The 18,133-nt window shown below is 67.5% G+C and carries 21 protein-coding genes; 14 read left to right on the top strand and 7 right to left on the bottom strand.

Annotated elements, in window-relative coordinates; genetic code table 11:
• The first annotated feature begins 4 nt into the window (after positions 1 to 4).
• The 3 genes from ACSQ89_RS23560 to ACSQ89_RS23550 all read left to right on the top strand — a co-directional run bounded on the left by ACSQ89_RS23560 (position 5) and on the right by ACSQ89_RS23550 (position 1,918).
• The gene (locus tag ACSQ89_RS23560; protein WP_436296511.1) at positions 5 to 580 is read left to right on the top strand and encodes a flavin reductase family protein; all 576 of its coding nucleotides are present in this window, start codon (positions 5 to 7) and stop codon (positions 578 to 580) included.
• Positions 581 to 852: 272 nt separating this feature from the next.
• Positions 853 to 1,572 carry a hypothetical protein gene (locus tag ACSQ89_RS23555; protein WP_436296510.1) on the top strand — a complete coding sequence of 240 codons (720 nt, stop codon included), beginning with the start codon at positions 853 to 855 and terminating at the stop codon, positions 1,570 to 1,572.
• A 79-nt stretch (positions 1,573 to 1,651) separates the two neighbouring features.
• Positions 1,652 to 1,918 (top strand): hypothetical protein, encoded by a 267-nt coding sequence (locus ACSQ89_RS23550; protein WP_436296509.1) that lies wholly within the window; start codon positions 1,652 to 1,654, stop codon positions 1,916 to 1,918.
• Here the strand turns inward: ACSQ89_RS23550 and ACSQ89_RS23545 are convergent.
• From ACSQ89_RS23545 to ACSQ89_RS23535, 3 genes are read right to left on the bottom strand one after another with little or no spacing between them, the layout of a single operon-like run.
• The gene (locus tag ACSQ89_RS23545) at positions 1,896 to 2,582 is read right to left on the bottom strand and encodes an RraA family protein (RefSeq protein ID WP_436296508.1); all 687 of its coding nucleotides are present in this window, start codon (positions 2,580 to 2,582) and stop codon (positions 1,896 to 1,898) included. The genes ACSQ89_RS23550 and ACSQ89_RS23545 overlap by 23 nt on opposite strands.
• A 10-nt stretch (positions 2,583 to 2,592) precedes the next feature.
• The gene (locus ACSQ89_RS23540) at positions 2,593 to 3,579 is read right to left on the bottom strand and encodes a Bug family tripartite tricarboxylate transporter substrate binding protein (RefSeq protein WP_436296507.1); all 987 of its coding nucleotides are present in this window, start codon (positions 3,577 to 3,579) and stop codon (positions 2,593 to 2,595) included.
• 48 nt (positions 3,580 to 3,627) lie between these two features.
• A complete protein-coding gene (locus ACSQ89_RS23535; RefSeq protein WP_436296506.1) occupies positions 3,628 to 4,833 on the bottom strand; it encodes a pyridoxal phosphate-dependent aminotransferase in 1,206 nt (401 codons plus the stop codon).
• Between the two features lie 104 nt (positions 4,834 to 4,937).
• On the opposite strand from ACSQ89_RS23535, the gene ACSQ89_RS23530 reads away from it, so the two are divergent.
• The 3 genes from ACSQ89_RS23530 (at position 4,938) to ACSQ89_RS23520 (ending at position 8,257) form a co-directional block, all read left to right on the top strand.
• Positions 4,938 to 5,933, top strand: coding sequence for a LysR family transcriptional regulator (locus ACSQ89_RS23530; protein WP_436296505.1), 996 nt, complete (start codon positions 4,938 to 4,940; stop codon positions 5,931 to 5,933).
• A gap of 82 nt (positions 5,934 to 6,015) precedes the next feature.
• A complete protein-coding gene (locus ACSQ89_RS23525; protein WP_436296504.1) occupies positions 6,016 to 7,197 on the top strand; it encodes a CaiB/BaiF CoA transferase family protein in 1,182 nt (393 codons plus the stop codon).
• A 46-nt stretch (positions 7,198 to 7,243) separates the two neighbouring features.
• Positions 7,244 to 8,257, top strand: a complete 1,014-nt coding sequence (locus tag ACSQ89_RS23520; RefSeq protein WP_436296503.1) for an AraC family transcriptional regulator — start codon at positions 7,244 to 7,246, stop codon at positions 8,255 to 8,257.
• 25 nt (positions 8,258 to 8,282) lie between these two features.
• Here ACSQ89_RS23520 and ACSQ89_RS23515 read toward each other — a convergent pair whose 3' ends face one another.
• From ACSQ89_RS23515 to ACSQ89_RS23505, 3 genes are all read right to left on the bottom strand, one after another.
• Entirely contained in the window at positions 8,283 to 8,852 is a 570-nt protein-coding gene (locus ACSQ89_RS23515; RefSeq protein ID WP_436296502.1) for a YbhB/YbcL family Raf kinase inhibitor-like protein, read from the bottom strand.
• A 65-nt stretch (positions 8,853 to 8,917) separates the two neighbouring features.
• Positions 8,918 to 9,910, bottom strand: a complete 993-nt coding sequence (locus ACSQ89_RS23510; RefSeq protein WP_436296501.1) for a hypothetical protein — start codon at positions 9,908 to 9,910, stop codon at positions 8,918 to 8,920.
• A 145-nt stretch (positions 9,911 to 10,055) separates the two neighbouring features.
• Complete coding sequence (locus tag ACSQ89_RS23505; protein ID WP_436296500.1) at positions 10,056 to 10,982, bottom strand: LysR family transcriptional regulator; 927 nt, start codon at positions 10,980 to 10,982, stop codon at positions 10,056 to 10,058.
• 146 nt (positions 10,983 to 11,128) lie between these two features.
• Between ACSQ89_RS23505 and ACSQ89_RS23500 the strand changes: the two genes are divergently transcribed.
• Positions 11,129 to 11,527, top strand: coding sequence for a RidA family protein (locus ACSQ89_RS23500; RefSeq protein WP_436296499.1), 399 nt, complete (start codon positions 11,129 to 11,131; stop codon positions 11,525 to 11,527).
• A gap of 25 nt (positions 11,528 to 11,552) precedes the next feature.
• Here the strand turns inward: ACSQ89_RS23500 and ACSQ89_RS23495 are convergent, their stop codons facing one another.
• Complete coding sequence (locus ACSQ89_RS23495; protein ID WP_436296498.1) at positions 11,553 to 11,972, bottom strand: DUF1801 domain-containing protein; 420 nt, start codon at positions 11,970 to 11,972, stop codon at positions 11,553 to 11,555.
• A 220-nt stretch (positions 11,973 to 12,192) separates the two neighbouring features.
• On the opposite strand from ACSQ89_RS23495, the gene ACSQ89_RS23490 reads away from it, so the two are divergent.
• From ACSQ89_RS23490 to ACSQ89_RS23460, 7 genes are all read left to right on the top strand, one after another.
• Positions 12,193 to 13,695, top strand: a complete 1,503-nt coding sequence (locus ACSQ89_RS23490) for a class I adenylate-forming enzyme family protein (protein ID WP_436296497.1) — start codon at positions 12,193 to 12,195, stop codon at positions 13,693 to 13,695.
• Positions 13,692 to 14,111, top strand: coding sequence for a PaaI family thioesterase (locus ACSQ89_RS23485; RefSeq protein ID WP_436296496.1), 420 nt, complete (start codon positions 13,692 to 13,694; stop codon positions 14,109 to 14,111). Before ACSQ89_RS23490 ends, ACSQ89_RS23485 begins: the two co-directional genes overlap by 4 nt.
• Positions 14,112 to 14,139: 28 nt before the next feature.
• Complete coding sequence (locus ACSQ89_RS23480; RefSeq protein ID WP_436296495.1) at positions 14,140 to 15,126, top strand: tripartite tricarboxylate transporter substrate binding protein; 987 nt, start codon at positions 14,140 to 14,142, stop codon at positions 15,124 to 15,126.
• A gap of 5 nt (positions 15,127 to 15,131) precedes the next feature.
• Entirely contained in the window at positions 15,132 to 15,947 is an 816-nt protein-coding gene (locus ACSQ89_RS23475; protein ID WP_436296494.1) for an SDR family oxidoreductase, read from the top strand.
• Complete coding sequence (locus ACSQ89_RS23470; RefSeq protein ID WP_436296493.1) at positions 15,944 to 16,378, top strand: PaaI family thioesterase; 435 nt, start codon at positions 15,944 to 15,946, stop codon at positions 16,376 to 16,378. Before ACSQ89_RS23475 ends, ACSQ89_RS23470 begins: the two co-directional genes overlap by 4 nt.
• 97 nt (positions 16,379 to 16,475) lie before the next feature.
• Complete coding sequence (locus ACSQ89_RS23465; RefSeq protein WP_436296626.1) at positions 16,476 to 17,660, top strand: lipid-transfer protein; 1,185 nt, start codon at positions 16,476 to 16,478, stop codon at positions 17,658 to 17,660.
• On the top strand, positions 17,660 to 18,103 hold the full coding sequence (locus ACSQ89_RS23460) for a MaoC family dehydratase N-terminal domain-containing protein (protein WP_436296492.1): 444 nt from the start codon (positions 17,660 to 17,662) through the stop codon (positions 18,101 to 18,103). Before ACSQ89_RS23465 ends, ACSQ89_RS23460 begins: the two co-directional genes overlap by 1 nt.
• The last annotated feature ends 30 nt before the right edge of the window (positions 18,104 to 18,133 follow it).

Below are 18,133 nucleotides of genomic sequence, written 5' to 3'. Positions count from 1 at the left end.
TGTCATGAATCATTTTCAGCCTGTCGCGCTCGAACACGCGAGCCGCCTCGTCAACCATGGCCCGACCGTGCTGGTGACGAGTGCCGAAGGCGCCCGCCGCAACGTCATGGCCGCCGCCTGGTCGATGCCGGTAGAGTTCACGCCGCCGCGTATCGCGGTGGTGATCGACAAGCGGACCTACACGCGCGAGCTCGTCGCCGCCAGTGGCGCGTTCGGCATCTGCCTGCCCGGCACGGCGCTGGTCGACCTCACCTACGCGCTCGGCAACACGAGCGGCCGCACGCTCGACAAGTTCGAGCGCCACGGCATCGCGGCGAGCCGCGGGCCCGTGCTGGGCATGCCCCTGCTCGAGGCGGGCTGCGCCGCCTGGCTGGAATGCCGGCTAATCCGCGAGCCGCATACCGAAGATGCCTACGACACCTGCTTCGGCGAGGTGGTCGCCGCGGCGGCCGACGCGCGCATCTTCGCCGGCGGGCATTGGCTGTTTCGCGAGGACAACGCCGACTTGCAGACCATCCATCACCTCGGCGGAGGCAACTTCGTGCGTGCCGGCGGCATGCTGCGGGCCGAACCGCTGTAGCGCAGCGGTGCGGCGGGCCGGCGAAGACTTGGTCGCGCCGTCGTCTTCACGGCCTTTCTTGCGGATAGCCCCACAAGTATCGGCGGCATCGATATGTCGCATCGACACAATCAATTTTACTAGTGGGCTCGGCGCTCATAGGCTCCACCGCTTCTTCGAGTCACCCGAGTCACATGACTTCTCGCGCCGTGTCTTTGTTTTGTATTCGTCCCACACTTGCCTGACCCCGCATTCCGCTTCAACCCAGCGCAGTGCGGCCTCGAGGGCAACGCATGTCCACGCTGAGGCTTGGCGTCCATCGGCTGCCCGCCGCCGAAGTCGTCGTGATTCAAACGATCGTGCGGCTGTCTGCGCACGACGGCGCCTTCCCATGGAAGCTGGTCGATGTGCCGCCGTACGACGCGCTGCTGGTCGACGGGACCACGACCGAAGGCGGGTGTCCCGAGGCCGCTACCATGGCAAGAGCGGTGCTCACGCTCACTCGCGTGAGTTCAGGCGATCCGCCGAATACGCTCGAACGGCCGATTCGCGCCGAAAAGCTTCAGCAATGGTTGAAGAACACCGAACGTGAGCTGCTCGCAGCGCAACCGGCGCTCCCGACCACGGATGAGCAGACTGCAATGGAGATGGAAGTCTCCGATTCGGTCCGCTTCATGCTTCGCCGCTGGCCTCCAGCCGCGCTGCTGGGCAACGACTCCGGCAATGTTCGGATGGCGAGCCTGCTTTCGCGGTGCGAATTGAACGCGAGCGAGCTGGCTGATCTCAGTCAGCAGTCGTTTTCTCGATGCGTCGGGTTCTTGCAAGCCTTGCGCAAGGCAGGCGTGCTGGAGGTGCATCCCGAGTCGATCCTGCCGCGCGAGACGGAACTGCCGATCGTCCCGAAGCTGACCGGCGCGGTCCGCAATCACATTGCGCTAGGCTTGATCGGCGGCATCCGCCGCGGGCTTGGCCTTCGGGCGTCAAGTCGCTTGTCGAAGCGCTCAACTGGCTAGAACCCTCGCAGACGCATGAAGCATGGTTCATGCAGCGCCACGGTATCGTCCGCCGTGTCGCGTCACGACCTACAGCTTCGTGGCTGCTCCCTTTGTCGTCATCGACACCGAATGCATCGCCACGGTGCATGGACGACTGGCGCGACTCGCACAGAGGTCTCAGCCCTTGAAGCTGCATGCGTTGCCCGTACCGATGCCCAGGATGGAGCAGGCGATGCAATGGCACAAGTACCGCACCCACGACCCGGGACTGGTCTGGCTGCGCGGGCTGCTGCACGAAGCCGCCTGGTTGATGGATGCGGAACAGACTGCAGGCGCTCGGCCTACAGCTTCTCGTTTTCCTTGAGCACACCCGCGTTGCGCAGCGCGGAGTCCAGCCACTTGGCAGCCGTATCGCCTTTCTTGATGGCATCGATGCGCGCGGCTTCGTCCGCAACTTTCCTTCTTGCCGCCTGAAGAAGCGCCTCTACCTTCTCCCGCTCGACCACGACCACGCCGTCGGCATCGCCAACAACAAGATCACCCGGACGGACGGCCACGCCGCCGACGGACACCGGATGTCCGATCCGCCCCGACGCCAGCTTCGTCGGGCCATTGGGATTGGTGCCGACCGAGAAAACGGGAAAGCCCATCTCATCGATCTCGACGCTGTCGCGCACCGCGCCGTCGATCACCACGCCGGCGATGCCGACCTGCCTGCATGCGTTCATCATGATGGTGCCCATCAGGGCAGCGCTCTGGTCGCCCTTGCCGTCGATCACCAGCACGTCGCCGGGCTTGGCCAGCGCGATGGCGGCGTGGATCATCAGGTTGTCGCCTGGCCGCACCTCCACCGTGAGCGCGCTGCCGGCCAGCTTCATCCGGTGACGCAAGGCCTGGATGCGGCCGTGCAGGGCACCTCGGCGGCCTGCAACGTCGGCCAGGATGGCGGGCTGGAAGGCCGAAGCCTGCTGGACCAGATCAGGCGGAACGCGCTGGAAGTCGCGAACGATATCGGCGAGATGGCTCATCGTCTTGTTCTCACTCGGCCTTGACGTCGGCATCCTTCACCACGCGGCCCCATTTGCGCTTGTCGGCAACCAGGAACGCACGAAACTGCTCGGGGGTGCTCCCAACCGGTTCCAGGCCGTCGGCGGCGAGCCGCTTGGCGATCTCGGGCATCGCGAGCACCTTGGCGACTTCGCGCTGGATGCGCTCGACGATGGCGGGCGGCGTGTTCCTGGCCGCGCAAATGCCTGCCCACGTCACGGGTTCGAAGTCCGGAACGCCGGCTTCCATCACGGTCGGAATGTCAGGGAAGGCCGTCAACCGGCGTGCACTGGCCACCGCCAAGGCGCGGAGCTTGCCCGAGCGCGCGTACTGCATCGAGCTGACGGGCTGGTCGAAGATCATCGAGACCTGGCCTGCCAGCAGATCCGTCATCGCCTGGCCGGTGCCCTTGTAGGCCACGTGGACGATGTCGATGCCTGCGCGCGTCTTCAGCATCTCGCCTGCCAAGTGGCCCCCGGTTGCCGTTCCCGAAGAAGCGAAGTTGATTTCGCCGGGCTTCTGCTTGGCGTAGGCGACGAGTTCCTTGACGCTCTTCACGGGCAAGGTCGCGTTGACCATCAGCATGTAGGGCGCGTTGGTGACCTGCGTGACCGGCACGATGTCCTTCTCTGGATCGAAGGGCATGCTCTTGAGCACATGGGGCTGGATCGACAAGGTCCCCGTGGTGCACATCAGCAGCGTGTGTCCGTCCGTGGGTGCGGCGAGCATCGCCGATGCCGCGATGTTGCCGCCGGCGCCGGGCCGGTTGTCGACCACGACTTGCGCGCCGAGCCCTTCCGCCAACTTCGGCGCGATCAGGCGTGCGACGACGTCGTTGGAGCCGCCGGGCGAGAAGCCGACCAGGATCTTCACCGGCTTCGACGGGAAAGGATCGGTCGCCCACGCCTGGGTGGCGCCCAGCCAGGCGATGCTTGCGGCGAGGGCCGGCAAGAGCTTCAGAAGCGATCGGAGTTTCATGGCGGTTCCTGGTTCAATTCGACATGGAGGCAAGGATGAGGTGATGGCTTAGCCCGAGAGTTCGTCGCGCGCCCGTGCAATGCGCCGGCAACCCTCCAGCAGCTGTTCGGTGCTGGCGGCAAAGGAGAGGCGGAAGTGCGTCGGCACGCCGTAGGCGCTGCCTTGCAGCGCCGCCAGATCCTGCGAATCGAGCAGGTGCATCACCCAGTCGTCGCTGCTGTCGATCGCTGCCCCCTTGCGCGTGCGAAGGCCGAACAGCTCGCTGCATGAAGCGAAGACGTAGAACGCGCCATCAGGCACTTCGCAATGGATGCTGTCGATGGCGTTGAGCGCCGCCACCACCGTGTCGCGTCGCTTCTGATATTCGCTCCGATTCGCGGCCACGATGTCCTGCGGTCCCGTGAGTGCTGCGACGGCCGCAGCCTGGGCGATCGAGTTCGGCCCGGAGGTGCTCTGCGACTGGAGCTTGACCATCGCCTTGATCAGCTCCGAAGGCCCGGCGCCGTAGCCGATGCGCCAACCCGTCATCGCATAGGCCTTGGAAACGCCATTCACCGTGAGGGTGCGGTCCTTGAGATCGGGCGCCGCCTGGGCCATGGTGGCGAACTCGACATCGCCGTAGATGAGGTGCTCGTAGATGTCGTCGGTCAGTATCCAGACGTGGGGATGGCGCCGGAGCACCTCGGCCAGTGCCTGAAGCTCGGCGCGCGTGTAGGTCGCTCCGCTCGGATTGTTCGGCGAGTTGAGCATCAGCCACCGTGTCTTGCCGGTGATGGCACGCTCGAGATCCACGGGCCGGAGCTTGAAGCCGTTTTCGGCCGAACAGTCGACGAACACCGGAACGCCACCGGCCAGCAGCGCGATGTCTGGGTACGACACCCAGTAGGGCGCCGGCACGATGACCTCGTCGCCCGCCGCCACCGTGCACATGAGGGCGTTGAAGATCACTTGCTTGGCGCCGCTGCCGACGATGATCTCGCTCGGCGCGTAAGCCAGCCTGTTCTCGTTTCGGAACTTGCCGGCGATCGCCTCCTTCAGCGCCGGGGTGCCGCCCACATCCGTATAACGGGTCTGGCCGGCAGCCATGGCGCGGATGGCCGCCTCCTTGATGTGCTGGGGTGTCTCGAAATCGGGTTCGCCCGCAGTCAAGCCCAGGATGTCCCGGCCCATCGCGCGCAGCTCGCGCGCTTTCTGGCCAGCCATGGAACTGGGAGACGGCTTGATTCGATTCAGGCGTGGCGCGATGTGGAGCATGGGCGCAGTATCAAAGGCCATGCGCCGCAGGACAAACGAGAAATCGGAGGATCCGGCTATTCCTTTTATTCCTGCGATGGACCTTGGGCGTACATTCCGCTGGAATGAACTTCACCTTCAAGCAGCTGGAGGCCTTTCTCTTCAGCGCCAAGCTTCAGAGCTTCAGCGCCGCGGCGGTGAAGCTGCACACCACGCAGTCGGCCATCTCCAAGAGGTTGGCGGAACTCGAGGCGTCGCTGGGCGGGCCCTTGCTGCACCGCACCTCGCACGGGCTGGAGCTGGCCCAGGCCGGCCGGGAGTTGCTGCCGCTCGCGGAAGAAGCCCAGCGCCTGTGGCAGCGCATTCAACATGACATCAGCGTGGACAAGACGCTTCGCGGCACCTTCCGCGTCGGCGTGACGGAGCTGATCGCGATGACATGGCTCACGCGCCTGATCCAGCTTCTTCAAAAGCTGCACCCCCATGTGACGCTCGAGCCGGTGGTGGATGCGGGCCTGACGCTGTTCGAACGCCTCGAAGCCAACAAGCTCGATCTGTCCATCATGCCCGGCACCTTCTGGGGCCAGGCCTTCGAGACGATCAAGGTCGGGCAGGTCGACCAGGCCTGGATCGCGAGTCCGCGACTCGGCATCCCGAACCGGGCCCTGAAGCCGCACGAGTTTGCCGACTACCCCGTGATCGAGCAGCCCGCCGGCGCCTCGAAGAACAAGTTCTACGAGGCCTGGCGCGCGGAGCACGGCTTCCGCTTCGGCAAGGTGCTGCTGACCAACAGCACGACCGTCTTGCGCGAACTGACCATCAGCGGCTTCGGCATCAGCCAACAGGCGCTCGACTATGTGCGGCCGGACATCAAGAGCGGCTTGCTGCGCGTCGTCAAGAGCGATCCCATGCCGCCACCGCTGGTCTACAGCGCGGTCTATCGAGGCGACGATGCCAGTCCTGCACTGGCGCGCATTGTCGAGTTGGCCGTCGAGACCTGCGATTTCAAGCTGCGGGCCAGCCAGCACGATGTGGCCCCGGCACGTCCGTTGCGCGGCTCGGGCTCAACCGTGCGGCAACGTTCGGTGCGCCGAGGCGCGAAGAAGCCTGCCAGGAGGTAGCCGCTCCTGATGCTTTTCGCCAATCGACGCGACCGGTGCCGCCATTGCCGGGGTGTTGCGCGCCGTCTAGATTGCAGACCTCATGAGCTCTTCCCCTGAATCCCCGGCGCGCGCAACCGGCGGCGCACCACTCGCAGGCGTGCGCGTGCTGGACCTGACCCGGCTGCTGCCGGGCCCGCTCGGCGCGATGCACCTCGCCGACCTCGGCGCCGACGTCGTCAAGATCGAGGACACCGGCGCCGGCGACTACGCCAGCCCCGCCGTGCGCGCGCTCGTCAACCGCAACAAGCGCGCGATCCGCATCGATCTCAAGCACGCCGATGGCGTGGCCACGCTGCTGCGCCTGTGCCGCCAGGCCGACGTGCTGGTGGAGGGCTTCCGGCCCGGCGTGATGCAGCGGCTGGGGGTGGGCTACGAAGCGGTGGCGGCCGTCAATCCGCGCATCGTCTACTGCAGCATCAGCGGCTTCGGCCAGACCGGGCCGTTGCGCGACACGCCGGGACACGACCTGAACTACGCTGCGCTGGCCGGCGTGGCCGACCAGATCGGCAACGCCGCGGGCCCGGCCCTGTCGAACCTGCCGGTGGCCGATCTGCTGGGAGGCACCATGACCGCGGTGGCAGGGATTCTTGCCGCGCTGTTCGACGCCGCACGCAGCGGTCGCGGGCGGCATGTGGACATCGCCATGGCCGATGGCGTGCTCGCCCACGCGGTGCTGCCGCTGGCCGGCCTGCACCAGCACGGCCAGGTGCCGCAGACCGGCCACAGCGCGCTGACGGGTGCGCTCGCCTGCTACGGCTTCTATCGCACCGCCGACGACCGGCAGCTCGCGGTCGGCGCACTGGAACCGAAGTTCTGGGAGGAGCTCTGCCGCACGCTGGAGCGCCCCGATCTCGCGCCGCTGCACCGCAGCGGCGACCCCGCGACCGAGGAAGGCCTGCGCGCCGAGCTGGCGGCCATCTTCGGTGCGCGGCCGCTCGCGCACTGGCGCAGCCTGTTCCACGACGGCGCCGGCTGCGTGACGCCGGTGCTGCGCATCGACGAGGCCCTCGCGCATCCGCACTTCCGCGCGCGCGGCATGCGCGTTGCGGGCGGTGATGCGGCAGCGCCGCAGCTCGGCTGTCCCGTCAAGATGACCGGCTTCGAACCGTCCGCTCCGCGGCCGGCCCCGCGCGCCGGGGAGCACACCGAGGAGATCCTGCGCGAGGCAGGACTGGGCGCCTCGGCCGTGGCTGCGCTGCGGGCGGCAGGCGCCGTTGACTGAATGGCGCTGCCTACAATCGTCGGCCGAGCCGCGGCGGCCGCTATCGATGACGCTCACCCACCACACCGTTGCCATCCAGCAGGTGCACAGCATCCTGATGGGCGCGCGCCATCGCGGGCTCGATGCGGCACCCCTGCTGGCACGGGCGGGCATCGCCCCCTCGCTGCTGGAGTCGCCGCTGGCGCGCATCTCGCAGCGCCAGTACGCGCTGCTGATCCGCGCCCTGCGGCGCGAACTGCGCGACGAGATCTGGGGCCTGCTGAGCCACCCGCTGCCGCCCGGAAGCTTCGGCCAGTGCATGCGCCAACTGGTGCGCAGCGCCACGCTCGGCGATGCGTTGCGCGACGGCTTCGCCATGTATCACCTGCTCCTGCATGACTTCGTGCCGCGCCTCACGGTCCGCGAGGGCAGCGCGCACGTGCAGTTCGTGCTGCGGCGCGCCTCCGACGCGCGGCTGGACTATGCGGTCAAGGCCTTCATGCTGCTCGCCTTCAACGCCTTCTCCTGGCTGGTGGCGCGCCGCATCCCGCTGCTGGAAGTGGACTACACGGCGGAGCAGACGAGCACCGACACCTCACGCGTCTACCAGGTGCCGATCCGCTATGGCCAGCCCCACGTCGGCCTGTGGTTCGATGCGCGCTGGCTGGCGCTGCCGGTCGTGCAGTCGCCGCAGAGCCTGCGCGAATTCCTCGCCGGCTCGCCCGCCAACCTGATCGTGAAGTACCGCGACACCAGCAGCCTCACCGAACGCATTCGCCGGCTGCTGCGCAAGCAGCTGGGCAACGAGCTGCCGTCGCTGGAGGAGGTGGGCGAGGCGCTCGCCGTGACGCCGCAGACGCTGCGCCGCCGACTGCGCGAGGAGGGCCGCGGCTTCCAGCAGATCAAGGACGAGCTGCGCCGCGATGCCGCCATCGAATACCTGCTGCACACGCCGCTGCCGCTCCTGGACATCGCCAACCGCGTGGGCTTCTCGGAAGCCAGCACCTTCCATCGCGCCTTCAAGCAGTGGACCGGCGTGGCCCCGGGCGAGTACCGCCTGGTGCACGGGCCGGAACGCTGATGGAGGCAAGCACAGTTGCCAACGCCTATTTCGCGCGCCCGTACTTCGCTGTGAAGGTGGCCGCGGCAAGCTTGTTGGCGTTGATCATGTAGCCCACCAGCGCCGCGGTACCGTCGGGTGGAATGTCGAGCTTGTCAGTCTTCAGCGCGTAGACCGTAAAGACGTAGCGGTGCGGCTTGTCGCCCTTCGGCGGACACGCACCGCCGAATCCCGGTGCGCCGAAGTCGGTACGTCCCTGCACGCTTCCGGCAGGCAGCTGTTTGCCGTCGGGCAACCCGGCTCCTTCCGGCAACTCGACAGCCGTTGCCGGGATGTTGTAGACCACCCAATGCCACCAACCCGACCCGGTGGGTGCATCCGGGTCGTACACCGTCACCGCGAAGCTCTTGGTGTCCTTGGGCGCGCCGCTCCACTTCAGCGCGGGCGACACGTTCTTGCCCGTGCAGCCGAAGCCGTTGAAGACCTGGGCCTCGGTGAGCATGCTGCCGGCCTTGACGCTCGGACTGGACAACACAAAGCCGGCACCGTGCGCGAGCGATACGCACATTGCCAACACGGCGGCAAGAGAGGTCGAACGCAACGTCGAATGCATCATCATTTTTCCTTTTCTCGAGCAAAGCAGCTTCATGCAGCCGGGGAGCCTTGAAGTATGAGCTCGTCTCAGTCGTCCTTGCCCCTGAAGCGGTCGTCCAGGAACTCGAACGCGGCCTGCCAGGTCTGCGGCGAGTTCAGGATGCCGAGGTGCCCGGTGCGCAGGATGGGATCGTAGGCGCCCTGGCCCGTGAGCACGATCTCGCGCGCGCCGCGCAGGCTGGCGCTCCTGGAGAAGTCCGTCGGCCTGCCGAACGAATCCACGGCGGGCACCGGCGCAACCGAGCCGTCCTGCACCGAGAAGTAGACGAAGCTGGCATCGCCGTTGCGGATCACCAGCACCCGCGTGGGCCCGTCGTTCTCGTTGCGCCCGTTGCGGCCATTGAGCAGGCGCAGGAAGGGCGAGTCGGGCGAGCCCAGTTCCTGGCACACGTCGCTCGCAGGCGTGAAGCCGCCCGCCGCCGGGACCTGCCAGTAGTTGGCGGGGTCGGGCGAGCAGTTGAGGATGCCGTGGTTGGGCCCGTCGATCGCGACGAAGCGGCGCACCATGTGTTGCACCTCGTCCTGCCGCATCCATTCACGCGCGAGCGTCACGCCCAGGCTGTGCCCGACGATGTCCACCCGCTTGGCGCCCGTGAAGTCCATCACCGCGCGCACGAAGCGGCGCAGGTCGGGCACGTTGGCCGCATTGGTGTGGGCGATGCTCGAACGGCGTGTCTGGTCCGCGGCCAGGTCGCACTGGTCGCCCTGGTAGCCCACGCCCCAGAGTTCGCTGGTGGAATAGCCGTTGTCGGCGAAGTATTGCGCCATCGCCTGAACGCGCCCGTAGGGGTTGCAGGCAGTGGGGAACGGCGTGTCGTTGTTGCCGTGAATGAAGATGACCGGCGTTCGCGTCACCGGCCCGGCGGCGCCGAAGCCAATGAGCGGCCGGGCGAGCGAGGTGTCTTCGATCGAAGGAAGGCCCGGTGGCAGCGTGTTGCCCACGAGGCCCGCTGCCTGCGCGGCGGCGGCCGCGGTCACGAAGGTGGCGAGAGCGGCGGCGTAGCGAATCCACGGTTTCATCAGCGGGCTCCTTCTTCAGCGCTCGCGATGATGCCGACCAAAGCCGTCGCTGGCAAGGTTCGCCGCGCCTTGGCGACGCGACGCTGGATCGGGCGCGAGTGCGCGAGCTGGATCGGGTCGCCGAATCACGCGTTCAACGCTCAAGTCACGAATCACGTCGGACGGTGACAGGCGCATGTTGTGCCATCAGCTCAGCGACCCAATCGATGAACACGCGCAGTTTGGTGCTGACATGCCGGTTCGGCGGAAACGCCACGTACATCGGCATCGGATCGAAGCGCCAGCCCTCGAACAGGGGCACCAGCTCGCCGCGCGCCAGGTGCGCCTTGGACATGTAGTCCGGTAGCCAAAGGACTCCCAGGCCGGCCAAGCCGGCCGCGAGGTAGGCATTGCCGTCGTCGACCGCGAACACGTAGCGGCCTTGCACTTCGATGCTCTCGCCGTCGCAGTGCATGGCGTACGGAAAGGGCTTGCCGCTGCGTGACCACAGGAAGCCCACGATGCGGTGATGCGTGTCTTCCAGCTCCCGCGGGTGCGAGGGCGTGCCGGCGCGTTCCAGGTAGCTCGGCGCTGCGTAAACCCCGAGCTGCAGGTCGCCCACGCGGCGTGCCATCAGCGACTGGTCGGTGAGTTCGCCGCCGCGCACGACGCAGTCCACGTTCTCGCCGATCAGGTCCACCATGCGATCGCTCACGCCCATGTCGAGCTGGATGTCGGGGTAGTGCGCGTGGAATGCCGGCAACGCCGGCACCAGAATCATGCGAGCCAGCGGGCTGGGCACATCCACTCGCAGCCGGCCCCTGGGCGACGCCGAGGCGCTGGACAGGCTGGTCTCGGCATCGTCCATATCGGCCAGCAGGCGCACCACGCGCTCGTAGTAAGCCGCGCCGTCGGCCGTGACGTTGACCTTGCGCGTGGTGCGGTTGAGCAGCTTGACGCGCAACCGCGCTTCCAGCTGCTGCACCAGTTGCGTCACGCTGGTCTTGTTCATATGAAGTGTCTCGGCCGCCTTGGTGAAGCTGCGTGTTTCCACCACGCGAGCGAATGCGTGCATCGCATCAAAACGGTCCATCTCTGCTCCAGATGCTTCGAAGATTGTTTGGATTCTGCAAATAGTGATTGTTGGCCTTGCTCCTTTATTCGGGAGGCATGGGTCCCTAAAGTCCCTTCATCGTGACCACCGGGTCGGCTTCGACCCATTCAAGAAGAAGGCAATCCATGACCAAGCGTGACGTCGTTTTTTCGCCCGGGCGCCAGGCGCTCTACGAAAAGAATCGCTATTCGCCGGCGGTCCGGTCCAATGGCTTCCTGTTCGTTTCGGGGCAAGTCGGCAGCCGCCAGGACGGCTCGCCCGAGCCCGACCTGGAGGCGCAGGTCCGGCTCGCGTTCGACAACCTGAACGCGATCCTGGTGGCTGCAGGCTGCACGTTCGACGACGTGATCGACGTGACCGTCTTCATCGTCGATCCCGAATCGACGTTCGAAACGATCTGGAAGGTGGTGCCGGAGTATTGGGGCAACGCGCCGCATCCGACGCTGACTGGCGTCGGCGTGACGTGGCTCTATGGCTTCCAGTTCGAGATCAAGGTGATCGCGAAGCTTCCAGGAGACCAGTGATGGCTGATCTGACCGGCGGAATCCCCTAGGACTTCGCTTTCTTCGAAGGTTTCGACTTGCCAGAACTGTTGAGGGCGACCGCTTGGCCAACCAGCGCCTTGAAGGCGGACTCGTCAACTTCTTCTCCTTCGTGGATGTCGATCGCGCGGCGTACGTTTCCGTCGAGACTCGAGTTGAAGAGACGGGCCGGATCCATCAGAGACGCGCCCTTGGCGAAGGTAAGCTTCACGACATTCTTGTAGGACTCGCCAGTGCAGATGATGCCGTCGTGCGACCAAATCGGAGTGCCCATCCACTTCCACTCCTCGACGACGTCCGGGTCTGCTTCCTTGATGAGCTTGCGCATTCTGCCGAGGGTTTCCCCGCGCCAGTCCCCGAGTTCGGCGATTCTTTCCGAGATGAGCTCCGATGCCGACTGGCCTTGGCTCGCGCCCGACTTATTCATGCTTTCATCCTAGAAGTTCCAATCGTGGACGCGCTCCTGGGCCGGATGCTGCCACAACTCTGGGTGCGCGCGGTCTTGCGAGCGTGCGCAGCTCGCTCAATAACTGTGACTCCCTCCAGCTGAGCGGTTTCGCCAAGCCCTTTGGCGCTTCTCGCCATGGGTCCGGGCCGCGGCCCGTCCTAAGCTTTGCCGCATCGTTCATCAAGCAAGCGGCTCCATCGTGTACCTCACCCAAGGCCTGCATCGCGCGCTGCAGCGCGACCCGGACAAGACCGCGCTCACCCACCTGGGCGAGGCTGGTACTCGCCGCCACACGCATGCGCAACTGGTGAAGGGCGTGGCCCTGCATGCGGCCGCGCTGGCGAAGCTCGGCATCGGGCGCGGCGACCGCGTGGCGCTGCTCGCGCCCAACAGCGACCGGCTGGTGCGCGCCATCCTCGCCTGCTGGTGGCTGGGCGCCGTCGCCTGCCCGCTGAACATCCGCTGGAGCACACCCGAACTGGCGCACGCGCTGCAGGACAGCGAAACCTCGCTGCTGCTCGTCGACGAAACGCTGGCAGCGCTCGCGCCTGCCGGCGGGCCCGCGCTGCTGCGCCTGGACTCGCTGGAAGAAGAGGGCGCCAGGCTGGATCCGCTGGCCGACACGCGCACCGGCGGCGACGCGCTCGCCGCCATCCTCTACACCGGCGGGACCACCGGCCGGTCCAAGGGCGTGATGCTGAGTCATGCGAACTTCTGGACCGCATCGATCGCGAGAGCCGCCGAGTTGAACAATGCGCCGGACTCGGTGTCGCTGCTGGTGGCACCGCTGTTCCACGTCGCCGGGCTCGGCCGCCTGGTGGGCCAGCTGATCGCCGGCGGCCACTGCGTGACGATGGCGCAGTTCCGTCCCGCTTCGGTGATCGAGGCGATCGCGGAGCACCGCATCGGCGACATCATCGTCGTGCCGACCATGCTGCAGGCGCTGCTCGAGGATCCCTCGTTCGCGCCTGAGCGCGTGCGCAGCCTGAATCGCATCGCCTTCGGTGCCGCGCCGATGCCGCCCGACCTGCTGGATCGCGCGCTGGCCGCCTGGCCGCACGTCGAGTTCTTCCAGGCCTATGGCCTCACCGAAACCGCGGGCGCCGTGTGCATCAACCTGCCGGCGAACCACCGGCCCGAGGCGCGCGCGCTCGGCCGCCTGAACTCCGTCGGCCGCGCCGGCCTCGGCGCCGAGATCATCGTTGCGGACGAGAGCGGCCGCGAGCTGCCGCGCGGCGAAGTGGGCGAGGTGCTGGCGCGCGGGCCGATGATCATGCAGGGCTACTGGCGCAATCCCGAGGCGACGGCCACCGCCTTGCGCGATGGCTGGCTGCACACCGGCGATGCGGGCCGCATGCTGCCCGACGGCCATCTCTTCATCGTCGATCGCCTGAAGGACATGATCATCACCGGCGGCGAGAACGTGTACTGCGCCGAGGTGGAGGCCGCGCTGCGCAGCCATCCGCAGGTCCTGCACGCGGCGGTCATCGGCCTGCCGGACGCGCGCTGGGGCGAGGCGGTGCATGCGGCGGTGGTGATGGCCGGCGATGCCGGCGCCAGCGCCGACGAACTCCGCGCCTGGTGCCGCGAGCGCCTGGCCGGCTACAAGTGCCCGCGCGGCATCAGCTTCCTGCGCGAGCTGCCGCTGTCGGCCGCCGGCAAGGTGCTGAAGAACGTGCTGCGCGAGCAGTTGCGCGGATGAAGCCGGTCGTGGGCGGGGACCGCCGCAACCTGTTCGGCCGCGTGCCCTTCATGCGGCTGCTGGACGCGCGGCGCGAGTTCGCCGAAGCGGGCCGCGCGCGCGTCGTCATCGACGAGCGGCCGGAGCTCGGCAACGTCGTCGGCGCGGTGCATGGCGGGGTGCTAGTCACGCTGCTCGACGTGGTCATGGCCAGCGCCGCCGTGTCGCTGTTCGACTTCGCCCGCACGGCGGTCACGCTCAACCTCAACACCAGTTTTCTCGAACCGGGCCGCGGCCGGCTCACGGCCGACGGCGAGGTCGTGCAGCACGACGCCGGCGTGGCCTGGTGCCGCGCCTCGATCACCGATGCCGGCGGGCGCATCGTCGCGCAGGCCCAGGGAACGTTCCGCTACCTGCCGCTGCCGCAGGCTTCCTGAACCGCCAATCCCACACAAAGGAGACACCATGAACATGCTCACCCGCTCCCTGCACAGGCGCTCGGCCCTCGGCGCCTTGTTCGCGCTCGGCGCCGCAGCCGCGGCCGGTCCCGCGTTCGCCGCCGACCCGTTTCCCGCCAAGCCGATCACGCTGGTGATGCCTTTCCCGCCCGGCGGCTCCTTCGATCCGATCTTCCGCCCGCTGGCGGAGGCGGCTTCGCGTGAGCTCGGGCAGCCGATCGTGCTGATGCACCGGCCGGGCGCCGGCGGCATCAACGGCCCGGGCTCGGTGGCGACGATGAACGAATCCGACGGCTACACACTCGCCGTGATCCACAACTCCGTGATCCGCGCGCCGCTCTTGCACAAGATCACTTGGCATCCGCTGCGCGATTTCACGTACCTCGCCGGCCTATTCGGCATGGTCACCGGCATCGTCGTCGCCCACGACGCGCCGTGGAAGACGCTCGACGAGCTGCTTGCCGATGCGAAGAAGCGCCCCGGCGCGATCAGCTGGGGCACCGTGGGCGCCACCAGCATCAACCGCATCTACGGCGAGCGGCTCGCGCGCATGAACGGCACCACCTTCAACATGGTTCCCTTCAAGGGCGGCGGCGAAGCCTTCAACGCCGTGGTCGGCCGCCACCTCGACGTCTACGGCGACCCCGGCTTCGGCGCGCAGGTGCAGGGCGGCAAGGTGCGGCTCTTGGCCACCTTCACCGCCGAGCGCCTCCCGCGCTATCCCGGCGTGCCGACGGTGAAGGAGCTCGGCTACGACCTCGTCATCGATTCGCCGGTCGGACTCGCCGCGCCGAAGAACCTGGACCCGAAGATCGCTGCCCGCCTGGCCGCTGCCTTCCGCAAGGCCGCTGCCGATCCGGTCTACCAGAGTCAGCTGGAGCAGTTCGACATGCAGCCGAAATGGATCGATGGCGATGCCTACGCCGCTTATGCGAAGGCGCAGTTCGAGCGCGACACGAAGATGCTGGCCGAGCTCGGCTTCAAGCCGGAATGAACACCATGGATTTTTCCGTCTTCGACTTCAAGGGCCGCCACGTGTTCGCCGCCGGCGGCTCCAGCGGCATCAACTTTGGCATCGCGCAGGCCTTCGCGCGCGCCGGCGCCCGCATCACGGTGCTCAGCCGCTCGGCCGACAAGGTGGCGACGGCTGCGCAGCAGCTCGAAGCCCTCGGCACCGAGGCACTCGGCATCCCGGCGGACGTGCGCCAGCCCGAGGCGCTGGAACGCGCCTTCGCGCAGGCGGCGGAGCGTTTCGGCCCGATCGACGTGCTGGTCTCGGGCGCCGCGGGCAACTTCCTCGCCAGCGCGCTCGACATGTCGCCCAACGCCTTCAAGACGGTGGTCGACATCGACCTGCTGGGCAGCTTCAATGTCGCCCGGCTGGCGCACGCGCATCTGCGCCAACCCGGCGCCTGCGTGATCCAGATCTCCGCCGGGCAGGCCTTCATTCCCACGCCTTTCCAGGCCCACGTGTGCGCGGCCAAGGCGGGCGTGGACATGCTGACGCAGGTGCTGGCACTGGAGTGGGGTGCGCAGGGCATCCGCATCAACTCCATCGTGCCCGGACCGATCGCCGACACCGAGGGCCTGAAGCGCCTCGCGCCCACCGATGAGACGATGGCCGCCATGGCGCAGCGCGTGCCGCTCAAGCGCCTGGGCCGCATCGAGGACATCAGCCGCATGGCCATGCTGCTGGCCAGCGACTGGGGCTCGTACATCACGGGCGCGGTCATTCCGGTCGATGGCGGCCTCGCGTTGACCGGCCCGCGCGACTTCACTGCGGCGGCTGCGGCATCGAAGCGGGAGACGGCATGAGTCTGCACCTGGCAAGCGCGCAGCGGGAGGAGGGCGACAGGCCGCGCAGCGGCCCGCAGCGCTACGTCCCCTTTTCCGAGCACCTGGGCCTGCGGGTTGAGCGCGCCGAGGGCGGCGAAGCCGTGGTGTCGGTGGAACTGCGCCCCGAATTGCTGAACAACCACGCGAGCGGCCACGGCGGCGTGCTGATGACCCTGCTCGACAGCGCGATGGCGCATGCCGCGCTCTCGCGCATGGCTTACGCGCGCGAGGTCGTTACCGTCGACATGCACATCGCCTTCATGCGGCCGACCAGCGGGCGGCTGCAGGCCGAAGGGCGCGCCACCGGCGGCGGCCGCTCGGTGTGCTTCTGCGAAGCCACTGTCACCGACGCCAGCGGCGAGGTGGCGGCACGCGCCATGGGCACCTTCCGCTACCGCGACCCGGCATGAGCGTTTCGGCCAATCGTTTTGGGCCGATCCGCGATTGTTGAAGCACGCGCGGCGGCCGAGACTTCCCTCCATCCATTCAGGAGCTTCCATGACACGTATGCAGCGCCCCGTCCACGTGGTTGGCGTGGGCATGATCCCCTTCACCAAGCCCGGTGCCAGCGACCCCTACACCGTGATGGGTGCGCGCGCCGCGAAGCTCGCGCTCGACGATGCCGGCGTCGACTACGCACTCGTGCAGCAGGCCTACGTCGGCTACGTCTACGGCGACTCCACCGCAGGCCAGGCGGCCATCTATGGCGTCGGCCTCACAGGCATCCCGGTCTTCAATCTCAACAACAACTGCTCCACCGGTTCGAGTGCGCTGTTCCTCGCGCGCCAGGCGGTCGAAAGCGGCGTGGTGGAATGCGCCATCGCGCTCGGCTTCGAGCAGATGCAGCCCGGTGCGCTCAAGGGCGCCTACGACGACCGGCCCTCGCCGATGGCGCGTTTCGCGGAGGTCATGACGCAGAAGCAGGGCTTCACCCCGGAAGCGCCGCGCGCCGCGCAGTTCTTCGGCGGCGCCGGCCGCGACTACATGGCGCAGTACGGCATCCGCCGCGACACCTTCGGCCGCATCTCGGTGAAGGCGCGCCAGCACGCGGCCCGCAACCCGCTGGCGGTGTTCCGCCAGACGCTGACGCTGGACGAGGTGATGGCCGCGCCCCTGGTGTTCGATCCGCTCACCCGTTTCCAGTGCTGCCCGCCGACCTGCGGCGCGGCGGCGGCGATCGTTTGCTCGGCCGAGTTCGCGAAGAAGCACGGCCTGGACATGCGCGTCGTGATCGCGGCGCAGGCGATGACGACCGACACGCCGTCCACCTTCGAGAGCCAGGACATGCGCAAGCTGGTGGGCTACGACATGACGGCCGCCGCGGCGAAGCAGGTGTACGAAGCCGCTGGCATCGGCCCCGAGGAGCTGGACGTGGTGGAGCTGCACGACTGCTTCACCGCCAACGAACTCATCACCTACGAGGCGCTGGGCCTCACGCCCGAGGGCACGGCAGAGCGCTTCATCGTCGAGGGCGACAACACCTACGGCGGTCGCGTGGTGACCAACCCGTCCGGCGGGCTGCTGTCCAAGGGCCATCCGCTCGGCGCCACGGGCCTCGCGCAATGCGCGGAGCTGGTGTGGCAACTGCGCGGCCGGGCCGAGCAGCGCCAGGTGGAAGGCGCGCGCCTCGCGCTGCAGCACAACCTGGGCCTCGGTGGCGCCTGCGTCGTCACGCTCTATCAGAGACAGTGATGATCGATCGCCGCCACATCGGCCACGCGTTGCCGCCCTTCGAGGTGGAAGTGGAGAAGGGCCGCCTGCGCTTCTTCGCCAAGGCCACGAGCCAGACCGATCCCGTCTACATCGACGAGGCCGCGGCCCGCGACATGGGGCATCCGGGCCTGCCGGTGCCGCCCACCTTTCTCTTCTGCCTCGAGATGGAGTCACCCAACCCGGCCGCCATCCGTGAGCTGCTGGGCATGGACTACCGCAGCCTGCTGCATGGCGAGCAGGGCTTCAGCTACCACGCGATGGCCTATGCCGGCGACACGCTGAAGTTCCAGCAGCGCATCGACGACATCTACGACAAGAAGGGCGGCGCGCTGGAGTTCGTGGTGCGCAAGACGCGGGTCAGCAATCAGCGCGACGAGTTGGTGGCCGAGCTGCGCTGCGTGACGGTGGTGCGCAATGGGTGATGTGGCTTTGATCGATGCTCGTTTTCCGGG

Origin of the sequence: Variovorax sp. LjRoot175, from assembly GCF_964253805.1 — a bacterium.
Taxonomy (GTDB): Bacteria; Pseudomonadota; Gammaproteobacteria; order Burkholderiales; family Burkholderiaceae_C; genus Variovorax.
The sequence above is the reverse complement of the archived record's forward strand: the minus strand, read 5'-3'. Positions and strand labels throughout refer to the sequence as shown.

Bases quoted from the DNA above. Each gene is read 5' to 3' on its own strand.
- ACSQ89_RS23505 (WP_436296500.1), bottom strand. From the start codon at position 10,982: ATGGACCGTTTTGATGCGATGCACGCATTCGCTCGCGTGGTGGAAACA.
- ACSQ89_RS23460 (WP_436296492.1), top strand. From the start codon at position 17,660: ATGATCGATCGCCGCCACATCGGCCACGCGTTGCCGCCCTTCGAGGTG.
- ACSQ89_RS23535 (WP_436296506.1), bottom strand. From the start codon at position 4,833: ATGCTCCACATCGCGCCACGCCTGAATCGAATCAAGCCGTCTCCCAGT.
- ACSQ89_RS23525 (WP_436296504.1), top strand. From the start codon at position 6,016: ATGAGCTCTTCCCCTGAATCCCCGGCGCGCGCAACCGGCGGCGCACCA.
- ACSQ89_RS23510 (WP_436296501.1), bottom strand. From the start codon at position 9,910: ATGAAACCGTGGATTCGCTACGCCGCCGCTCTCGCCACCTTCGTGACC.
- ACSQ89_RS23475 (WP_436296494.1), top strand. From the start codon at position 15,132: ATGGATTTTTCCGTCTTCGACTTCAAGGGCCGCCACGTGTTCGCCGCC.
- ACSQ89_RS23470 (WP_436296493.1), top strand. From the start codon at position 15,944: ATGAGTCTGCACCTGGCAAGCGCGCAGCGGGAGGAGGGCGACAGGCCG.
- ACSQ89_RS23495 (WP_436296498.1), bottom strand. From the start codon at position 11,972: ATGAATAAGTCGGGCGCGAGCCAAGGCCAGTCGGCATCGGAGCTCATC.
- ACSQ89_RS23530 (WP_436296505.1), top strand. From the start codon at position 4,938: ATGAACTTCACCTTCAAGCAGCTGGAGGCCTTTCTCTTCAGCGCCAAG.
- ACSQ89_RS23540 (WP_436296507.1), bottom strand. From the start codon at position 3,579: ATGAAACTCCGATCGCTTCTGAAGCTCTTGCCGGCCCTCGCCGCAAGC.
- ACSQ89_RS23515 (WP_436296502.1), bottom strand. From the start codon at position 8,852: ATGATGCATTCGACGTTGCGTTCGACCTCTCTTGCCGCCGTGTTGGCA.
- ACSQ89_RS23555 (WP_436296510.1), top strand. From the start codon at position 853: ATGTCCACGCTGAGGCTTGGCGTCCATCGGCTGCCCGCCGCCGAAGTC.
- ACSQ89_RS23480 (WP_436296495.1), top strand. From the start codon at position 14,140: ATGAACATGCTCACCCGCTCCCTGCACAGGCGCTCGGCCCTCGGCGCC.
- ACSQ89_RS23520 (WP_436296503.1), top strand. From the start codon at position 7,244: ATGACGCTCACCCACCACACCGTTGCCATCCAGCAGGTGCACAGCATC.
- ACSQ89_RS23545 (WP_436296508.1), bottom strand. From the start codon at position 2,582: ATGAGCCATCTCGCCGATATCGTTCGCGACTTCCAGCGCGTTCCGCCT.
- ACSQ89_RS23485 (WP_436296496.1), top strand. From the start codon at position 13,692: ATGAAGCCGGTCGTGGGCGGGGACCGCCGCAACCTGTTCGGCCGCGTG.
- ACSQ89_RS23500 (WP_436296499.1), top strand. From the start codon at position 11,129: ATGACCAAGCGTGACGTCGTTTTTTCGCCCGGGCGCCAGGCGCTCTAC.
- ACSQ89_RS23465 (WP_436296626.1), top strand. From the start codon at position 16,476: ATGCAGCGCCCCGTCCACGTGGTTGGCGTGGGCATGATCCCCTTCACC.
- ACSQ89_RS23560 (WP_436296511.1), top strand. From the start codon at position 5: ATGAATCATTTTCAGCCTGTCGCGCTCGAACACGCGAGCCGCCTCGTC.